This is a genomic window from Fimbriimonadaceae bacterium (genome assembly GCA_019638775.1).
GTDB lineage: Bacteria > Armatimonadota > Fimbriimonadia > Fimbriimonadales > Fimbriimonadaceae > JAHBTD01.
Genome location: JAHBTD010000002.1, coordinates 1,045,162 through 1,063,853, shown reverse-complemented (window position 1 = coordinate 1,063,853; position 18,692 = coordinate 1,045,162). Strand labels below are relative to the sequence as shown.

The following is an 18,692-nucleotide window of genomic DNA, read 5'->3' as shown; positions in this document are numbered from 1 at the left end:
ATACTCAGGAATGCTCTCTAAAAATGGCGTCGGCCTGGTGTCCGGCGACGCGGCCCATCGGGGTTTTCTTCTTCGGAGTCGATCTCGGCAAAGATCATCTTTCCACGCTCGGTTTGTATGACCTGAGTCACCGAAGTATCGACCGTCTCACCGATGTGATTGCGACCATTCTCTACAACGACCATCGTACCATCGTCGAGGTAGCCCACACCTTGCCCAAACTGGCTGCCTTCACGGGCTACATTGATTGTCAGCGTCTCACCCGGGAGGATGTTGGGTTTGAGGGAAAGCGCGAGGTCGTTGATATTCAGCACCTGCACTTCTTGCACGCTTGCCACTCGATTCAGATTCCAATCGTTGGTGACAATATCACCGCCGATGGCCCGCGCAAGCCGTACGAGCCGAGAATCGACCCCGTCGCCTTGATCCTCGGCAAACTTGTCGTGCGTCCGAATCTCAGTTGGGAAGTCGGCCTGCAGCCGCTTTAGAATCTCAAGTCCGCGGCGGCCTCGCTGTCGTCGAAGAGCATCGTGGCTGTCTGCAATGTACTGCAGCTCTTCAAGTACGAACCCAGGCACATAGATTTGCCCTTCGACAAAACCGGTCTTAGCGATGTCGTAAATGCGCCCGTCAATGAGAACGTTCGTGTCGAGAATCTTGATGCCCGTCTTCTTAGCCTTGACCTTGCCTCGAGTCCACGGAAGGAAATCCGCCATCTGTCCAAGCGCGTACACGGCGAGACATGTAAATCCGAGCGTGAGCCCAACCACAGCGAGAGGGATATAGACGCCAAGGTTCAACGAATTCAGCAAGAAAAGAAACGGCATTGAGGCGATTAGACCGGCAAAGATACCAAGGAAAAGGTTGACTCGGTGTCCACCCTCCATTTCCCCCCACCAATCGTCCATCCGGGCCTTGAAAGCGAGAAGCACACGGGCAAGGCCAAGGCCGAACATGATGCCAAGCAGTCCACCGGCAAGGATATTCGGGGCTGTCGCAAAGTCGTAATTGCGAAGCTCGGGATCGGTCGTCTTTGTGTCGTTCGTAATCTTCGTCTGACGTTTTTCTGGCGGGTCCTTTACAGGGTCTTTAGGCTCGCCGCTCTTCGGAGTCTCGTCCGGCTTTGCCGTCAGAGCACCTTCCGAACCCTCAGTGCCTTGATTGCCGGAAGCAGTGTTCGTTTCTGTTGCTGTAGGCTCGCTTTTGCTTGATCCCGTTCTACTTTTTGGATCACTGCCTTCATCGCTCACTTGGGGTTCAAGTTTTGGGGAGGTCGCTGGCGTGGCGGATTCCTGGAATGAATACGACAGTTCGTAAATCGTCTTGAGGACGTGCGGGGTTTGATACGCGAACAGAGCGCCGAAGAACAGCGCCATGATTATCGGAAACAGATTTCGTTTACGACCCACTTTCATCACTCCCCTTTATCACTAACGTCGAACGATGTCGACCACCTCTATAGTAGCCTTATCCAGGAACGTAAACAAGAATGCGTCTTCAACCGTGCCCTTTGCCAGGGTCAGATGTCCTGCTCTTACTCGCCCGTCGGGACGTGTCGAATCGACTCCAAACCACTTCGCTCCGTCCCAAACTTCGTCCCAAGCATGATAGTAGTATGTGCCGTCTTGGTACACGAGGCCGCTGCACACGCGCGTTGGGATTCCCGCCGCTCGAAGGAGTGTTGCCGACAAAATGGCATAGTCTCGACATACACCCTCTTTCGTCTTCAAGATTTCGTTCGCGTCTCTCAACACGCCGATTCCTGCATTGGGCGTCATCTGGTCGCTCACGTACTTGCGAATCTTTGAGGATGCGTCGGCAACGGTCTTTGAATCGCCAATGATCTGCTTCGCCAAGGCCTTAAACGACTGCTGGTCTGATGGTATGTGCAAGCCCGGTTTGAGCCAGTTTGGCTGCTGCTTGGCTGCTTGAGCGATCGTCGTCTTTGTGTTCACCTCAACGGGGTGAATCGCGATCTGCCATGTTTTTGCCGAACCCTTCACGGTTTGATGATCTGTCGTCGGTACCCGACTCATATCCGGGCCACTGATCTTTAGAGACAAGCTTTTGATTGTGTTGATGCTGCTGAGCGGTTTGTTCGGGCGAAGGCTGGTCGCTTCGGCAAGATCAATTGATCCCGGCTTTACCTCGGCAAGGGCTTCCTCTTTGGTGACAGGGATCATCTCAATCCCCGCCATAGCGTCGATCTTGATGACTTCATTCTTGGAGTCGAGATAGACACTCATCGTCGCTCGGGGATCGATCACTTTCACGAGCGTTGCTTGACGGCTCTTTCCCCGCACATCCACGGTTGCGGGTCCAACAATCTCGACACTGTTCTTGATCAGGCTGATCGCAGTTGTGTCGAGTACGTAAAACTCAGCTTTTGCACCCGGCTTAACCTGATCGGTCAGCAGTGCGGAAACAGGATCGTCCACGACAACGCCGCCTTTGGGGATCTCCAAAACTTTGTTTGATCTTTCGCCGTTATTATCGACGACGACCCGGATCTGATTTCCGATAAAGTTTGCCTCGACATTCTGTGACCGACCCGCGCTGATCGTCGTGAACTTCATCACCAGCGGCTTGCCCGCCTGGTCGGAAAGCGTGTAGGTGAGAATCCGCATGTTCAGAGGGGTACCGAGCATCGACATGTCGATCATCGTCTCCGAAGTGGCGCGATTCATCTTCTTTCCCGTAGATGTGTCCTCATCCACCTTGGAGTGGACGTATCCGATCTTGGAGCCCTGCAAGAAAAGGCCAAGATACGCCTCTTGCGCGAAGCCAGACAAGCTCAGGCAAAAGGCTGACAAGATGAGGATTGATCTGAGAAATCGGTTCGAATTCATTCTAATATCCAAAAACCGCCACTGATAGGACGTCACGAAGCGCCGCCATACCAGTGGCAGTGGGCATTTTTGCAGTTCGATGCCGTATATAGTGTAATGGACGAACGCCCTTATGCCCGGCAAAACTTACTTGTCCGCGGAAAAATGCCCAATCTTTGCTAGGATGGGTGCGCGAATCATTGAAACCTTGCCATCGTCGCCGGTAGCATCGCGAGCGGCCTCACTCTGATCGCACAATCAATTTTGGGGAATTTTCGACCTGACGGAACGCAATCGATCATGGTCATCGTCTGACTCACGCAGGAGAGCATGGAATGCCAAAGAAGCTTGTTATCGTCGAATCGCCAGCCAAAGCCAAAACTATCAGTCGCTTCTTGGGCAGCGATTACGTCGTCCAGGCGAGCCTTGGCCATGTCCGCGATCTCCCCGATAACAGGAAGGGCCTTCCTACCGAGCATCAGAAGAAGTGGTGGGCCGACTACGCCGTCGATGTCGATAACAACTTTGAGCCGTTCTACCAAGTGTCGTCGGGCAAGCAAAAGACGATTGACAGCTTGAAGAGCGCCCTTAAAGGAGCTGACGAGCTTATCCTCGCTACAGACGAAGACCGCGAAGGCGAGTCGATAAGCTGGCACTTGCTTGAGATTCTAAAGCCCAGTTCCAAAGTCAAGGTCAGCCGTATTGCTTTCCACGAGATCACCCGTGAGGCAATCCAAGAAGCTCTCCAGCATCCACGTCAGATCGACAGTCAACTTGTCGAGGCACAGGAGGCGCGGCGTATTCTCGACCGCTTGTATGGCTACACGCTGTCCCCTGTGCTCTGGTCGAAGGTTGCCAAGGAGCTTAGCGCGGGAAGGGTTCAAAGCCCCGCCGTCAAGCTGATCGTTGAGCGTGAGAAGCGGCGTCGCGATTTCAAGGTCTCGGTCTATTGGGACCTCAAGGCCGGACTGTCGGCAAGAGACAAGGGATTCGATGCGATTCTCCGCAAAGTCGATGGCACACGCATCGCACAGGGCAAAGATTTCGACGACGAAAGCGGTCAACTCGTGGGCAAAAACGTAAGACTGCTCAACGAAGAGGAGACAGGACGTCTCGCCGAAGCAGCCCGAGAGGCAAAGCCGTGGACCGTAACTTCGGTCGAGAAGAACCCCGGCATCGAGAAGCCCCCAGCGCCCTTCCGCACAACAACGCTTCAGCAGGAAGCGAACCGAAAGTTTGGGATGAGCGCCGATCGCACGATGAGGATCGCTCAAGACCTTTATGAGGGTGTCGATATCGGTGGTGGCGAGCGCGTCGGCCTTATCACCTACATGCGTACCGACTCGCTGTCACTCGCGGAGCAGGCAGTCCGAGAGATTCGCACCGAGATTGAGAATAAGTTTGGCGAGAAGTTCATCCCCGCAAAGCCGAACCGCTACGAGTCCAAGGTCGCCAATGCCCAAGAAGCTCACGAAGCAATTCGCCCGACAGACATCCACCGCACGGCTGAATCGCTCCGAAGTCAGCTCATGGCTCTGAGCGAATCCCACTACAAGCTTTACGATCTTATCTACAAACGAACCCTCGCTTGCCAAATGCGCAACGCCGAGGTCATGCGCACAAGCGCCGAGATTGAAGTTGCGACTTCAGCAGGGAAGTTGACTTTTGGAGCAACCGGCAAGGAGATCACTTTCCCAGGGTTCCTTCTCGCGTATGTCGAAGATTTGGACGATGCCGACGCCGCTATCGAAGAAAAAGAGCGAATCCTTCCGGAACTAAACAAGGGCGACGAAACCAAGCTCGTTAAGCTGGATACGCTCCGACATGAAACCAAAGCGCCAGCCCGGTATACCGAAGCCACCCTTATCAAAGCCTTGGAAGAGTTGGGCATTGGGCGTCCCTCAACCTATGCGTCCATCATGAGCGTGATCGTGGATCGTGGCTACGTCCGCAAAAAGGGAAGGGAACTAATCCCCACATTTGTCGCATTCATGACCGTCGAACTCCTCGACAACTTCTTTGCCGAATTCATGGACCTGCGCTTTACGGCGCAAATGGACGAGCGTCTTGACCAGATCGCTCGAGGCGAAGTCGACGGCCCCACCTATTTAAAGCGCTTTTTCCTCGGGGCAGACGGACAAGTTGGGTTGCGTGAAGCCGTGTCGGAACGCAAGACGACTATCCCCTTCGCCAACTATAATTTGGGAGCGGAGCCGGAATCGGGCAAGCCGATTATCGTTAGGATTGGAAAGGGCGGTGATCCGTTCTTACAGATTGGCGATGGGGACGAAAAGCGATACGCGAATGTGCCTGAAGATGTCTCTCCTGCCGAACTGAGCATCGAAAAGGCGCTCGCGCTCTTTGATGAGAAGAGGCCGGAAGCTGAGAGCATCGGCGTCGATCCCGCGTCGGGCAAACGTCTTCTTGTCAAGTTCAGAACGGGGTACTACCTTGAGTTGGAGAGGACTCCCGAAGAGCTTGAAGCAAAGGTAAAGCCAACGTGGATTAGTCTGCCCCCGAACACTGACCCCAGAACACTCAGCCCCGAAGATCTCGCCTATCTTTGTGAACTTCCGAAGCAGATCGGGCTTCACCCCGAAACCAAAGAGCCCGTCATCTTCCGCATCGGCAAGTTTGGACCCTACCTCCAATGCGGCGCGGAGATTCGCAACGTTGAAGATTGGCGAGCCGCACAAAGCCTCAGCCTCGATCAGGCGGTTGAGATTCTCAAGCAGCCGAAGACATTCGGAAGGGCGAAAGCGTCGACCGGACCGATCCAGGAGTTTGGCGCACTTGAGGGTGCTGCCGGACCTGTACGTGTGTTGGCTGGGCGGTTTGGTCCGTACGTGACCGACGGTACAACCAACGCAACTTTGCCAAAGGGTACTGACCCTGCAACGATCACCCCCGAAGCTGCGCTCGAACTCCTTAAAGCAAAGGCAGCTGCTGGCCCCAGCACCAAGAAGTTCTCAGGCCGACGTGGAAAGGCATCCGCTGCCAAGGGCAAGAGCGCCGGTTCTAAAGCGAAGACAAAGGGCGGTAAGAAGTCGGCTTAAGCATTCCTACATCATCCCGCCAGCAAACATCGCCATCGCATAGAATATCCCGCTAACGACCCCAACTCCGATCGACCAATAAGCCCAAGTTCTTGAGGTCGCGTCGAGTCGGTTCGCCTCGGCAATATTGCCCTGACTAACAGCCGAATTCGCTTGGACCGCATACACAAGCGATACGATTCCTAGGGGCATACACCCACAGCAAAGCATCGTAAAGATAGCTAGCCCGATGGAAAGGCCGGTGTTGGGAACCGGCCCCGAATACTGCGGCGCTCCCGACATGGGAGACGTATAGCCGGGCCTGTGGTAATACTGCCCGCCTTGCTGCGATTGTTGGGGTTGCTGTTGAGCAGTGGGTTGGGAGAAGTGAAGCCCCTGAACAACATTCGCTGCGTACTGCACGCCACTGGCCTCTTCGACAACCATCGTTGTGCGTGTAACCCGGCCCTCTCCAACCCATTGCTGCAGCTGGCCCATATCCACAGGGCCATACCTTTTCCCATCAGCCCCAATGACGTAGTAACGCATTCGCTTCTAATTCTCCCAGGCTTCCCACGAATCCTTTATCTATGAACGGTTTAGTCGAAGTTGTAGTTGCGCGTGTGTGCCTCTTCGATATACCGAGCGAGCAGAGCGACGCAGGCGTCCACATCATCTTCGTGGACCGTCTCGTTGACGGTGTGGATATAGCGGGTTGGAATACTGAGCGTGAACGAAGGAACTCCGCCATGTAAACGCTGCACACCACCAGCGTCGGTGCCACCCATGGTCAGCAGCTCCATTTGGTGTTTGATGTTGTGCTTCACCGCGACATCCTTGAAGTGCTGGACCATCTTTGGCGAGCAGATCAGAGAGCTGTCCATGATCTTGATCGCCGCACCCTCTCCGAGCTTTGTAATGTGGTCCTCTTCGGGGATGGCCGGGATGTCATTTGCAAGAGTAACGTCCATCGCGACGCAGATATCGGGCACGATGCCAAAACCACTTGCCGCGGCACCGCGCAAACCAATCTCCTCCTGAGTCGTTGCAACCGCGTAGATATCGACGTCGTGAAGGCCTACGCTTCGAAGGGCTTCAATCATCACATAAACCGCCGCCCGATCATCCATCGCCTTGCACGTCAGGAGCTTGCCCATCCGTTGCAACGTTCGGTTCATCGTCACCATAGTGCCGATGGGAACCTGTGTTTTAGCTTCCTCGCCCGTCATCCCGAGATCGACAAAGAACTGGTGGGCTTGGATTGGTCTACCCGCCTCCTCAGCCGATAAGAGGTGCTTTGGTTTAACGCCGGCCATCAAGACTCCTGGGAGTTTGCCTTGGGGCGTATGCACGAAAACACGCTGGCTTGCCATCTGTCGAGGGTCCCAACCTCCGAGTGTATGCAAACGCAGAAAGCCTTTATCGTCAATGAACTTCACGACGAAGCCGATCTCATCCATATGCGCCGCAAGCATGAGCTTCTTCCGAGGCTCGGGGCCAGAGCCACGCTTAAGACATATGAGATTCCCCATGGGGTCACTAGAGAACTCGACAAGTCCATTGAGCTCCTCTTTGACGATCTCGCGAATAAGGTCTTCTTGGCCGGGGACGCCGTGTGCCTCCGTAAGGCGCTTCAGTAACGGTTCATTCATTGCGTTGCCAGTTTAACCGACCCGTGGAAACTTGCGCTCCACCAAAAAGCGTCAGATAAGTTGTAGATCAGACCTTAAGGTGAAACCGGCTACACAGACCTGTGCGTATCAGCACTTAAGAGATTGAAATGTTGCAAACCACTTCCTTGTCCATCTTTAATCAACTGAACGCCCACGACTGCCCGCTCAGCCATGTGGTCTTCTCTCAAAAAGGCGAGTTCTTGGTAACTGCCGATGTCGAGCACAACGTCGTGGTTTGGAAGGCAGGGAAGGTGCATTATCGCCTCAACTTTAGGAGCCTGCTTGAGCGGCTTTGGGGAATCGACCGAGTTCGCTCCATTGCCATCGACGACATGCGCAATATGCTCTACGTCGCCGCTGGCGGACGTTTGCACGCTCTCGACCTGGAGACAGGAGTTCGGAGATGGATCTATGCTCCTCCTTATGCCTTCTGCTTCCTCATCACCTCGCCTGTGTCAATGATGATCCGCGATGACGGCAATCTTGTCGCCGCATTCGACGACGGGGCAATGGAGATTTGGACACCCGATGGAAAGCGTCTATTCAGGTTTCACGATAACGACGTCCCAACCAAGCTCATCCAACTTCATCGCGACGATGCGATCATCGGTACTGACGGTTTCTCCGTCACGATCTGGGACCCACAGACTCAAGCCAAGGTGGGCAAGCTCCACACAGGGGAGAGGATTTTTGGATTTGCCGGCTCCGCATCGGATGGTCTTTGCGCCACCCGAACCTTCGACAGTGTGACCATTTGGGCCCTGGATACCGGTTCTCCAATCGCCCGAATTCCCGTCGGGATTGGTCTTCCGTGTATGGCCTTTACCGGACTCCGCAAGCTCTTGGCGGTGTCGGAAGAGCACCGAATTAGGCTGTACGATTACACAGGCAATCCGATCGCCCAGTGTGAACTTGGTGACCGTCGAACGATCTGCATCAGCGCCTCCGAAGACGGCACGGCGCTCGCCGTTGGGTGCGATGACGGCACGGCTAAACTTTTCGACCTTACGAAGTTGAGTTAGCCTCTACGATGACGACGCAGATGCCGCGATCGTCAATCGGGACAATGCTCCAAAAAATGTAATTAATCGAACAATTGCTGTCCAAAGGCGTCTCTACGCGTAGGTGATCCTATGACTATTTGGACGGCAGTAGCGGCAATCTTTACGTTTTCAGGCGGTTCTCCAAGCGAGTTCGCCAATCAGCTTTTTGAGGAGTCTAAGCAGCCCGTTATGGTGTCTCAGGCTGTCAGTGTTCGATTGCCCGCAATGGAGTTTGACGCCACTGATGTCAACTCCATTTATGCTGCCTTCAGGTCGTCGCCAACCATGACGAAAACACCGGGCGTTGAAATGACCTATACAGACGGCATGATCCCGCCCGAGGTATTGGGACTCAACCTTCGTCTGCCAGGCTCGTACTCGGCACGTACCGCCAGACTGGATGCGGATGCCGTAAACGATGGCAAGATCACGATCCAACTGAAAGAGAATGAGGTCATCCGCGTCGAAGACCTTGCAAATCTTGAACTGTCACGCCCGCTCCGTATCCATCCCGTCCTTGGCAACCTACAGCTTGCAATTCGTGTTGAAGAGATGGAGGAACGGGAGTTTCTAATCAAGGTAGCCAAGTTGATTGGAGGGCACCTTCTCTCCACTGAGCAACAGTTGACGATCATGCCCTATGTTGCCGAGTTCGGCAAGCGAGCGGAAACCACACTTCGCACATCAGTTCGAGACATTAATCCAAACGGCAACGAACTGATGCTCCAAGGAGTCGAGGCGCGCATCGCGATGATTCGAGAAATGAATCCCCAAGAACTACTTCACGCACTCGACGGATCAGTTAGAACCGAGTTCTGGATATCGACGAAGCAAAGAACCGCCTCAGTGTTTGTACGATGGGTTCAGATGGCTATGCAAGAGGCGCAAACTTCGGGCAGACGCAGCCGAACGCGAATCGTTGATCTCCGGTATGTCGATTGGCAGCGCTCAACCTTCCGAGTGGACAGTCGGCTGAATCTTTCGGCTGAACTTGTGCTCGTCGATCCGGTTTCACGGCGCGAAAACGAAGTGCGCTACACCGTGACGCAGTCCCGAACGTCGCGTCGTGGGCGAGGATAGTCGCCCTCTGAGAGGATTCTAAGCCTTTGTCATAACTCATGGCATCTGTCTTCGTCTAAAGCACAGATGCCATCGAGGACACTATGATTGTTGCCACTGCGGCGCTCGCCGCTTTTACTTTTTCGGGGGGCGCTCCCAACGCCTTTGCGAATAAGCTTTTCGACGAAACAAAGCAAGCTGTGATGGTCTGCCAAGCCACGCCTGCGAGAATTCCAAAAGTCGAATTTGACCCTGCTGACATTAACACGATTGTCTCTGCTTTCCGGTCGTCGGAAACGATGCTGAAGATGCCTGGGGTAGAGATGACTTTCCTCGACAGCATGATTCAGCCCGAGGCCTTGAGCGTGTATGTTCAGTTGAAGACCACCTATCCTATTTCCGATATACGCCTTCCCGCTGAAACGGTACAGGATGGGAAAGTCACGATAAAGATGCTTGACACTCAGACCGTTAAGCTGGAATCGCTGACGTCGTTACCGTTCTCCAAGAAGCTCGTGATCCACCCAGTGTTAGGCTCGCTCCGACTTTCTTTGAGAATTGAGGAGATGCCTGAACGTGATTTCCTCGTGAAGCTTGCCAAACTGGTTGGCGGACACCTAAAGACAACACTCAAAGAGTCCACCATCTTGCCCTACGGTCCCGAGTTTGGCAAGCGGGCGGAGCGGACGCTTCGAATGACGATAGCGAACGTTGATAAACAAAAGCAGGCCTCTTTTGTACAGGCGGTGGAGACCAGGATCGCTCTCATCAAAGAGTTGACCGAACCCGAACTGCTAGAGGCGCTTGATCCCGCCAGCAAGAAACGCGACTTTTCGATGGTCAGCAAAAATCAGGCTGCGGCTGCATTTGTGGCCTGGCTTCGCATTCAACAGCAAGATAAACCCAGCCCAGGCGCACCACCAACCGGAGCAGTACAGATCGATCCAAGGTCGGTGGTTTGGGCGAAATCGACCTTCCGAGTAGACACACAGCTTAACGTGACCGCCCTGCTCACAATCTATGACAGCAACACACGCCAAGAGCGAAATCAGACCGTGGTGATAACCCGCTCAGGGCCTGGAAGCCCCGGACGCCCGCCCGAATTGGCTCGTTACGGCGAATAACATTGCTAAACTAAATGTCGCGTATGGAACTTCGCGACTTACCTAAAGTTGATGCCCTCAGCCGGGAATCCGCCTTGAGCGGTTACCCTGTTGCCGTTCGCACGGCCGCGGCTCGCGGAGCCGTCGCAAAAATGCGAGCGATGGTGCAGGCAGGAAAAAGCCCCCAAAACGGAGTAGCTATCGAACTCGCGGTCAACGAAGCCGAATCGCTGGTCGCATCCTCACTGGTCGAAGTTATCAACGCATCCGGGGTGATCTTGCACACAGGGATCGGACGTGCCCGACTTGCACCCAGCGTTCAGAGAAGGCTCTCCGAAGTTGCCGGGAGCCACGTCGCCACCGAGATTGACCTTGCCTCTGGGGAGAGAGGTGACCGCCAAGACCACGTTCGAGCCCTCTTATTGGCCCTTACAAGCGCGGAGGATGCTCATGTGGTCAACAATTGCGCCGCCGCAGTCCTCCTCGCTCTATGCGCGCTGTGTGCGCAAAAAGAGGTGATCTTGAGCCGTGGGCAGATGATCGAGATAGGCGGATCGTTTCGTATGCCGGACATTGTGCGGCAGAGCGGTTGCAGACTTGTGGAGGTTGGCTGCACAAACAAGACTCATGTCTTTGACTACGAAGATGCGATCACCGAAGAAACCGCCGCCATTCTACGCTGTCATCCCAGCAACTACCGCGTCGTAGGTTTTACGCAAGGGGTTTCCGCAGAGAGTTTGCGGAAGATCGCTGACGAAAAAGGGCTTCTCATCATAGACGATATGGGCAACGGTTGCCTCATCGATATCGCCGAGTATGGGCTGCCGCACGAAACGACTTTGCCAGAAGCGGTGGCTGCAGGAGCTGATGTCGTCACGGCGAGCGCCGATAAGCTTTTGGGCGGCCCACAGGCCGGAATCATCCTTGGACGGAAAGAAGCCATCGCAAAGATTCGCAAGCACCCGTTGGCGCGAGCAGTTCGCGTCGACAAGCTCACGCTTACCGCCCTTGAGGAGACGCTTCGGCTCTATTCAACAGGACGACAGAATGAGATTCCCACACTTGCTTACCTTTCAAAACCCCTCGATTCCGTCAAACGAGATGCTCAGCGGCTTAAAAGGGCTTTCAAGGGTGAGAGCCTAGTTTCACAGGGTTTCACCGAAGTCGGCGGTGGCTCTGCACCCGGAGCGGGAATCCCGACGTGGAGGCTCGGTCTCAAAACCGCCGATCCTATTGCAACGGCTCGCAAATTGAGAACGGGAAGACCTGCAATTTTAACCCGAATCGAACGCGATATCGTCTGGCTTGACCCTCGAACGATAGATCGTAGTGAACTTTTGAGGGTCGAAAAAGCGTTATCCCTTTTGTGACCCCTGATTCTCAAGATATTGATCGTCTGATTACAGACGCGATGCAGAAGTCTCAGAACGACGCCATTCGCAGCCTGCTGCGGGCGCTGGATATGCACTCGTCTGGAGAGGGCGATCACGCCGAGCGTGTTTCCGTTTACGCGACAGCGACGGCAGAGAAGATGGGGATGAGCGATGAAGAACTCATCAACGTTCGACGAGCTTCCGAACTCCACGACGTGGGCAAGGTTCACATCGACTCGGCGCTTCTCGATAAAGCCGGAAAGCTGACCGAAGAAGAGATTGCGACCCTTCACCTACATTCGATCTTGGCTCTCCGTGTGATTGAGTCTTTCGAGTATCTCGCTCCGTGTGTGCCGATGATCAAACATCACCATGAGCGCTGGGATGGCGGGGGATATCCCGATTCACTCAAAGGCGAAGACATTCCGTTGGGCGCTCGCATCATCGCGGTTTCGGAAGCCTTTGATGTGATGTGCTTTGTCGGGCCCAATCGAAAATCGGACAGCGAAGCGCTTGATGAACTTGAGCGATGCTCGGGAACACAGTTCGACCCCGCAGTTGTCACCGCTTTTCGACAAGTCCAACCGCTGATCCAGCCGCTCGTTAAACTTTGAGGTCGATTCTGCCTCGCAGGATCCACCGGAGCATCCCAAACCAACTGACAAGGCCGCGCCTTTTGCGCTTTGTTGGGATCGTTAGCACAACCTCGGCGAGGTCTGGACACTTGTCAAAGAGTTCGGTCAGGCCCATTTCAATCGACTCATGGTCGTGATCGAATTCTCCATGCCAGCGACACATCACACACTCGTGAGTCTGTGTTGAATTGACGGTGCCGCACACCGGGCAACGCTTGAGGTGCCCGAGAGAGATTCGGCGTCCGATATCGGTCATATTGTGGATTCGCTGCCCAAGTTTCATTTCATCGTGTCCTGACAGTTAAGTCTTCGGTTGGGATCGATTTGTTCCGCACGATAGGACCGGCAAATCCTGACCTTTTGGACGGTTTCATGCCGTCAAGACGGCGGGGTTTCCCTTGAGCGCGAACTTAATAGGGCAAGAACTCGTTATACTTCTCTGTCGTGAAGGCGATCCGTCTTAACCAAGCAATCATCATCCTGTCGAGTATCGGCATGTTCATCGCTGGCGTTCTAACGCTGGCGCACTATTCGAACGCCCTTGCCCCATGCTCAATGACTGTAAGTTGCGCCAAAGTGACTGACTCTGTAGTGGCAATGATCGGCCCAGTGCCCCTCGCCGCGATCGGTCTGCTGGCTTACATCGTTTTCTTGGCGTTTGCCGTCGCTCGGATCTTTGTCGGCTTTAAGGAAAGCCAAGCCTATACAAAGCTCACGTTCGGCATGGCGGCGTTTGGTGCACTCACAAGCCTCGGCCTCATCATTTATTCGAGGGTCATTGTTGAGGCCATGTGTGAATGGTGCGTCGGCTCTGCGTTTATAATGTTCTTCCTGTTCGTGACGCACTATCTGCTCATGGGTGCGGAGGCTCCAGAAACCAAGGGCGCAAGTATGCCTGACATTGGGATCATAGGCGGTTCCCTATTTGCGGCAGCCATCTCGGTTATGATGGTTGGCTCGATGATGAAGCCAAAGTCGATGATGCGCGATATCGAACCGAGTCTATTGCCCACGATCATCGGTCAAAACCCCCACGTTGCCGGCAATCCCAATGGCATCGTCACCCTCGTCGAGTTTGCCGACCTCTCGTGTCCAAGTTGTCGCCGAAGCTATCCGAAGATGAAGGGCCTGACCAAGAAATACCCGCAGTTAAAATTCGTCTTCAGACACTATCCACTCTGGGAAATGCCGGGTCACGAGAAGGGGCTCCCTGCCGCACTCGTGAGCGAGGTTGCCGCAGGAGAAGGGAAGTTCTGGGAGTTCATGGATATCATCATGGACCCATCGAAGAAGCTTGTTGCTGACGAGCAAATCACTGCAGCCGCCGGTTTAGTCGGGCTCAAGGATTCCCTCATCACTCAGGCAATGAACGGCGATCAGGGCCCGTGGTTTGATAAGGTTTGGTCCGACAGAAATGATGCAGACAAGCTTGGATTGAACGCCACGCCGACGTATTTTGTGATCTGGCCAGACGGAAAAATCGTCGTTCTTGGGCAGGCAGACCTAGACACCCTCGTCGAAAGTAAGAAGTGGCAGGATATCTTAGGGGGTAAGTGAACCTCAAGAACAAAGGACCGATCCTCGTTGCGATGAGCGGCGGGGTGGACAGCAGCGTTGCCGCTGCGCTCATGGTGAAGCGTGGCTATGACGTTGTCGGCATGACGATGCAGATCTGGCAGGAGAGCCAGACCGATCCCCGTCACGCGGGATGCTGCTCTCTCGGGGCCGTCGAAGACGCCCGTCGCGTGGCGCGGATGCTCGGCATCCCCCATTACGTCATCAACTTCAAGGAGGAGTTCAAGCAGGCCGTCATCAAGAACTTCATGGACGAATATGCCGAGGGACGAACCCCGAACCCCTGCGTGCAGTGCAACAAGAAGGTGAAGTTCCATTCGCTGATGGAGAAGATGCACGAGCTGGGGTGCAAGACTTTGGTGACCGGGCACTATGCGCGAATCCGGCGCGATGCGGCTTCGGGCCGGTATCGGCTGATGAAGGCGCGGGGCAGCGAGAAGGACCAGAGCTACGTGCTTTATATGCTTGGGCAGGAGGAGCTGAGCCAGAGCTGGTTCCCGCTGGGCGAGCTTCCCGACAAGTCCGTGACGCGGGCGATGGCGGCAGAGCTTGGCTTGCACGTGGCAGGGAAGCCGGATTCGCAGGAGATCTGTTTTGTAAGCGAGGCCGGGGGCTATCGGGAGTTCTTGCGCAAGAACCGTCCTGACACGTTCAAAGAGGGTGAGATTGTCGATGCCGATGGAAAGGTGCTTGGCAAGCATGAGGGCGTTGCCGATTACACCGTGGGCCAGCGCAAAGGGCTGGGGTTGACCGTGCGTTCGGGCAAGCCGCTCTATGTCCTGGGCGTTGATCCTGCCTCGAACCGAGTAACGGTCTCCGACGACGACAGAATGCTCTTGCAGACCGACGTTCTCGTTGGCGAGCCTTACTGGGGCGTAGCCGATCCTGACGGCGAATCCCTCAGGGTGGTGGCGAAGATTCGCTACAACATGGACCCGCAGCCCGCGACGCTGGTCACAGGACCTGTGCCTAAGTTGGTGTTTGATAAGCCGGTCCGAGCGGTAAGCCCCGGACAGATCGCAGTGGCGTATCGGGGCCAGAGCGTGGCGATGGGTGGAACAATCCTGCGAGACGGTCCGCAGATGATCTGAGGACGACACATTAAGATGTCATTAAGACACCTGTCCTATTCACAACTGTACGCAAAGTAGGGGCTGTATTAGTTCCCATCGCAACTAAGGGGGATCATAAGCCCCAGCGATGTGCACGATGTCCCACATTGTTAAGAATCTTTCCAGGACAATGCGCCTATTTCTCAAAAGTTGGTGACCCTGCATACCAATAGATGCGTTTAAGCGAGTGAAAGTGGAGGAAGACCCATGAACTCGGCACTACACATGATTTTAGGCGAGCAAGAAAAATATAAAACAATCTGGCACCGCACATATGCACCGCTCAGGAAAGCCCTCGCTGGTACGTGGGTGGTCCAAGACGAGCATAAGGGCTTTGAACTGACCATCGATCTTGACGGCGGATTCAAACTGGTCTGCTTCGAGAAGAATCTGGCGCTGAAGGGCAGGTACGCGGTGGTACCCGTGAACGGCGCATACTATCTGACGCTAGACACTCAAGGCGGTGAGATTTGGGCGCTCAAGCTTGAAGAGGTCGATATGTGGCATCTCAAGCTCCGATGGGTCGATGAGACGGGAAGTCTGATCGAACTCACACGCCGGGCATCACCTACCGGGGCAATGCCCCGACCCACCCACGCGGTTATCGCGATTTAAAAAGGCCGTAAGGGTTATGGGTAAATAGAAAGGCGCAGGCATATGCCTGCGCCTTTCTATTTACTTATGGCTTTGGAAACTGGCTGTTTCAGCAGCTGTAAAATCGTCTACAGCCCCGCGCCGCTCAGCCGAAGTATCCAACCCGCCACAACTGCAAGCAAGCAGACCCCGGCAAAAACAAGCCCAAACACGCCGTACTTGCTGCCCCTGGATTGCAGACGCACAGCGTTGTACATGGCAAACCCGGCGAAGATGATTCCAAGCCTGTGCAAGACAAAGAAGAAAACAATGCCGAGAATGGCCTCACCGATCACCCACAAGAACGGCCAGACCGATTCCTCGGTCGGATACTTGTAGGCTTGGCCCGATTGAAGATTTGGTCCGTACGTCGTGCCCGGGATCTGTGAAGTCGGCGCGGCATTAGGGAAGAGGGTGGGGATGTTGCGGGCGGGCTTGATTTCGTTGGTATGGTAGTCCCTAAGTTGGGTGTCGGGATGAACCCGGTTCTCGGTGACCCATTGCTTGAGCTGGTCAATGCTCACAGGGCCGTAGTCCTGCCCATCTGTGCCTTTAACGTAGTACTGCATTAAAACTCCTAGAATCAGCTGTTCCCGAGACTCTGTGCCATTTTGCATGTCTGCAGGTCATGGTGTCGAGGGTAGAAGGTGGATTTCTGCCGTTAACGATCCATCTCCCGAAGTAGCGGATTCATGATTCCGGTTGATGCGTAGGCAGGACTAACTGCCATCGAGGTTTTCTGCTATAGCTTTGCACCTTGGCGAAAAACGAACAACTCTCGTGCAGAGACACAAAGTTTACATAGGCGCATTCCAAAACTCTGCATCCTCTGCGAACTCTGCGCGAAATAGACTCTGCAATCGCCAATCCAAAATCGTCAATCTAAAATCTATTGACCCTCCACGGCAAGCGGTTGGAGAAATGGATCGCCCGACGCCCCAACGCCCCAACGCCCGCTCACTCCTCCTTCGGCTTCATCATCGGGAAGAACATCACTTCCCGGATGTGGTCGGCGCCGGTGAGGATCATCGCTAATCGCTCCATTCCGATCCCGCAACCGCCTGTCGGAGGCATGCCACCTTCCAAGGCATAAAGGAACTCCTCATCGTAGGGGTGTGCCTCTTCGTCGCCCTTGGCCAGCTCCTTGCCTTGCTGCTCAAACCGCTCCTTCTGATCGACCGGGTCGTTGATCTCGCTAAAAGCGTTGCAGATCTCACGTCCTAAAACGTAGCCCTCGAACCGCCGGGTCATGCGTGGATTGCCGGGCTCCTTCTTGGCAAGGGGCGAAGTCTCGATGGGATAGCCGACGACGAAGGTCGGCTCCTGAAGAGTTGGCTCAACGAAGACCTCAAGCAGCTTCTCAATCAAGCCGCCTAAGTTGTCCTCTTTCTCCAGGCTGATGTGCCCGCCGACTTCGTGGGCCTTGTCCACCACGCTCTTGGCGACCATCGCCTTCTTGGCTAGCTCCAGATCGGAAAGCTCTTCCGCCGTGAGGTCGGTGTGACGTTCGATCTCTTCGAGCAGGCTGACCCGCTTCCAGGGCTTCGAAAAGTCGTATGTGAACTCGGAGCAGGGTTCGTCCTCGTGTCCGAGTTGAACGTGTGCCGAACCATAAACCTCTATCGCGACAAACGCAAACAGCTCCTCGACCCGCCGCATCATCCCTTCGAGGTTCGTGTACGACTCGTAAAACTCCAGCAGCGTGAACTCCGGGTTGTGGCGGTTCGACACGCCCTCATTTCTAAACACGCGCCCGATCTCATAGACCGCCGGAATATCGCCGCAGATGAGCCTCTTTAGATACAGCTCAAGCGAGATACGAAGCTTGACTTCCAGATCGTAGGCGTTGTAGTGCGTCTTGAACGGACGTGCGGCAGCGCCACCCGCCACAACCTGCAACAAGGGAGTCTCCACCTCCAGATAGCCGTTCTGATCGAAGTATCGGCGCACCGCCGAGACGATACGGGCACGGTTGATCAGCGCCTTACGTGCATCGGGATTGACGATGAGGTCGAGATGCCGATGGCGGTATCGCTGCTCAACGTCTTCAAGCTCGTACCAAGTCTTCGTGCCGATGACGTTGCCTTCGTCGTCCTTGACCTCCTGCGTCTTGCCGAGCGGGAGCACCTGCAACGACTTGCTGAGGGGGATCAGCTCGCTGACGTGGATCGACTTCTCGCCCGTCTTCGTGACGAAAAGATAACCCTTCACGCCAACGTGATCGCCGATGTCCAGCAGGTGATAAAGCTCCCAGCCCACTTCGCCGACGTCGTCCTTTCGGCAGTAGATCTGAATCTTGCCGTCTCCGTCGCTGAGGTGAGCAAACCCCGCCTTACCCATCAAACGGTAGCTCACCACACGACCTGCAAAGGCGACCTGTTTGTTCTCCTCGAAGTTTTCGAGAAGACCTTGGGCCGAATCCGTGCGCTCAAATTTCTCAATCGCGTACGGATCGTGGCCCAGCTCGCGCATTCGGGCGAGCTTTTGGAGTCGCAATTCGCGCAGGGATAGCTCTTCTGACATGATAGGGAGTTGATTGTACTTGGGCGTGAGGCGTGAGGCGTGAGGCGTGGGGCGTTGGGCGTTGGGCGTTGGGCGTGAGGCATTGGGGCGTTCAGGCGTT

Annotated in this window: 16 protein-coding genes; 9 read left to right on the top strand and 7 right to left on the bottom strand. The window is 54.9% G+C overall.

The features are described 5' to 3' along the window. Positions 1–17 precede the first annotated feature (17 nt). A complete protein-coding gene (locus KF784_11160; protein MBX3119615.1) occupies positions 18–1,409 on the bottom strand; it encodes a TRAM domain-containing protein in 1,392 nt (463 codons plus the stop codon). A 21-nt stretch (positions 1,410–1,430) separates the two neighbouring features. Then, positions 1,431–2,849, bottom strand: coding sequence for a lasso peptide biosynthesis protein (locus KF784_11155; protein ID MBX3119614.1), 1,419 nt, complete (start codon positions 2,847–2,849; stop codon positions 1,431–1,433). 314 nt (positions 2,850–3,163) lie between these two features. Between KF784_11155 and topA the strand changes: the two genes are divergently transcribed. Continuing rightward, the gene (topA, locus tag KF784_11150) at positions 3,164–5,884 is read left to right on the top strand and encodes a type I DNA topoisomerase (GenBank protein MBX3119613.1); all 2,721 of its coding nucleotides are present in this window, start codon (positions 3,164–3,166) and stop codon (positions 5,882–5,884) included. A gap of 6 nt (positions 5,885–5,890) precedes the next feature. Here topA and KF784_11145 read toward each other — a convergent pair whose 3' ends face one another. Both KF784_11145 and KF784_11140 read right to left on the bottom strand, forming a co-directional pair. Further along, positions 5,891–6,412: a CD225/dispanin family protein gene (locus tag KF784_11145; GenBank protein ID MBX3119612.1), complete on the bottom strand. Its 522-nt coding sequence runs from the start codon at positions 6,410–6,412 to the stop codon at positions 5,891–5,893. Between the two features lie 50 nt (positions 6,413–6,462). Then, positions 6,463–7,515, bottom strand: coding sequence for a M42 family metallopeptidase (locus KF784_11140; protein MBX3119611.1), 1,053 nt, complete (start codon positions 7,513–7,515; stop codon positions 6,463–6,465). Positions 7,516–7,643: 128 nt separating this feature from the next. On the opposite strand from KF784_11140, the gene KF784_11135 reads away from it, so the two are divergent. The 5 genes from KF784_11135 to KF784_11115 all read left to right on the top strand — a co-directional run bounded on the left by KF784_11135 (position 7,644) and on the right by KF784_11115 (position 12,728). Further along, entirely contained in the window at positions 7,644–8,558 is a 915-nt protein-coding gene (locus tag KF784_11135) for a hypothetical protein (GenBank protein MBX3119610.1), read from the top strand. Between the two features lie 111 nt (positions 8,559–8,669). Then, the gene (locus tag KF784_11130; protein MBX3119609.1) at positions 8,670–9,659 is read left to right on the top strand and encodes a hypothetical protein; all 990 of its coding nucleotides are present in this window, start codon (positions 8,670–8,672) and stop codon (positions 9,657–9,659) included. Between the two features lie 83 nt (positions 9,660–9,742). Next, a complete protein-coding gene (locus tag KF784_11125) occupies positions 9,743–10,762 on the top strand; it encodes a hypothetical protein (protein MBX3119608.1) in 1,020 nt (339 codons plus the stop codon). A 23-nt stretch (positions 10,763–10,785) separates the two neighbouring features. Then, positions 10,786–12,111 carry an L-seryl-tRNA(Sec) selenium transferase gene (gene selA, locus KF784_11120; GenBank protein MBX3119607.1) on the top strand — a complete coding sequence of 442 codons (1,326 nt, stop codon included), beginning with the start codon at positions 10,786–10,788 and terminating at the stop codon, positions 12,109–12,111. A 41-nt stretch (positions 12,112–12,152) separates the two neighbouring features. After that, on the top strand, positions 12,153–12,728 hold the full coding sequence (locus KF784_11115) for an HD domain-containing protein (protein MBX3119606.1): 576 nt from the start codon (positions 12,153–12,155) through the stop codon (positions 12,726–12,728). Here the strand turns inward: KF784_11115 and KF784_11110 are convergent. Continuing rightward, entirely contained in the window at positions 12,718–13,032 is a 315-nt protein-coding gene (locus KF784_11110) for a hypothetical protein (GenBank protein MBX3119605.1), read from the bottom strand. The two genes, KF784_11115 and KF784_11110, sit on opposite strands and share 11 nt — an antisense overlap. 161 nt (positions 13,033–13,193) lie before the next feature. Between KF784_11110 and KF784_11105 the strand changes: the two genes are divergently transcribed. From KF784_11105 to KF784_11095, 3 genes are all read left to right on the top strand, one after another. Next, positions 13,194–14,306, top strand: a complete 1,113-nt coding sequence (locus tag KF784_11105) for a vitamin K epoxide reductase family protein (protein ID MBX3119604.1) — start codon at positions 13,194–13,196, stop codon at positions 14,304–14,306. Further along, positions 14,303–15,415 carry a tRNA 2-thiouridine(34) synthase MnmA gene (gene mnmA / locus KF784_11100; protein ID MBX3119603.1) on the top strand — a complete coding sequence of 371 codons (1,113 nt, stop codon included), beginning with the start codon at positions 14,303–14,305 and terminating at the stop codon, positions 15,413–15,415. Before KF784_11105 ends, mnmA begins: the two co-directional genes overlap by 4 nt. Positions 15,416–15,643: 228 nt before the next feature. Then, on the top strand, positions 15,644–16,051 hold the full coding sequence (locus tag KF784_11095; protein MBX3119602.1) for a hypothetical protein: 408 nt from the start codon (positions 15,644–15,646) through the stop codon (positions 16,049–16,051). A gap of 107 nt (positions 16,052–16,158) precedes the next feature. On the opposite strand, the gene KF784_11090 is transcribed toward KF784_11095, so the two are convergent. Next, on the bottom strand, positions 16,159–16,638 hold the full coding sequence (locus KF784_11090; protein MBX3119601.1) for a DUF4339 domain-containing protein: 480 nt from the start codon (positions 16,636–16,638) through the stop codon (positions 16,159–16,161). Positions 16,639–17,026: 388 nt separating this feature from the next. Next, complete coding sequence (gene lysS / locus KF784_11085) at positions 17,027–18,592, bottom strand: lysine--tRNA ligase (protein MBX3119600.1); 1,566 nt, start codon at positions 18,590–18,592, stop codon at positions 17,027–17,029. Between the last annotated feature and the right edge of the window lie 100 nt (positions 18,593–18,692).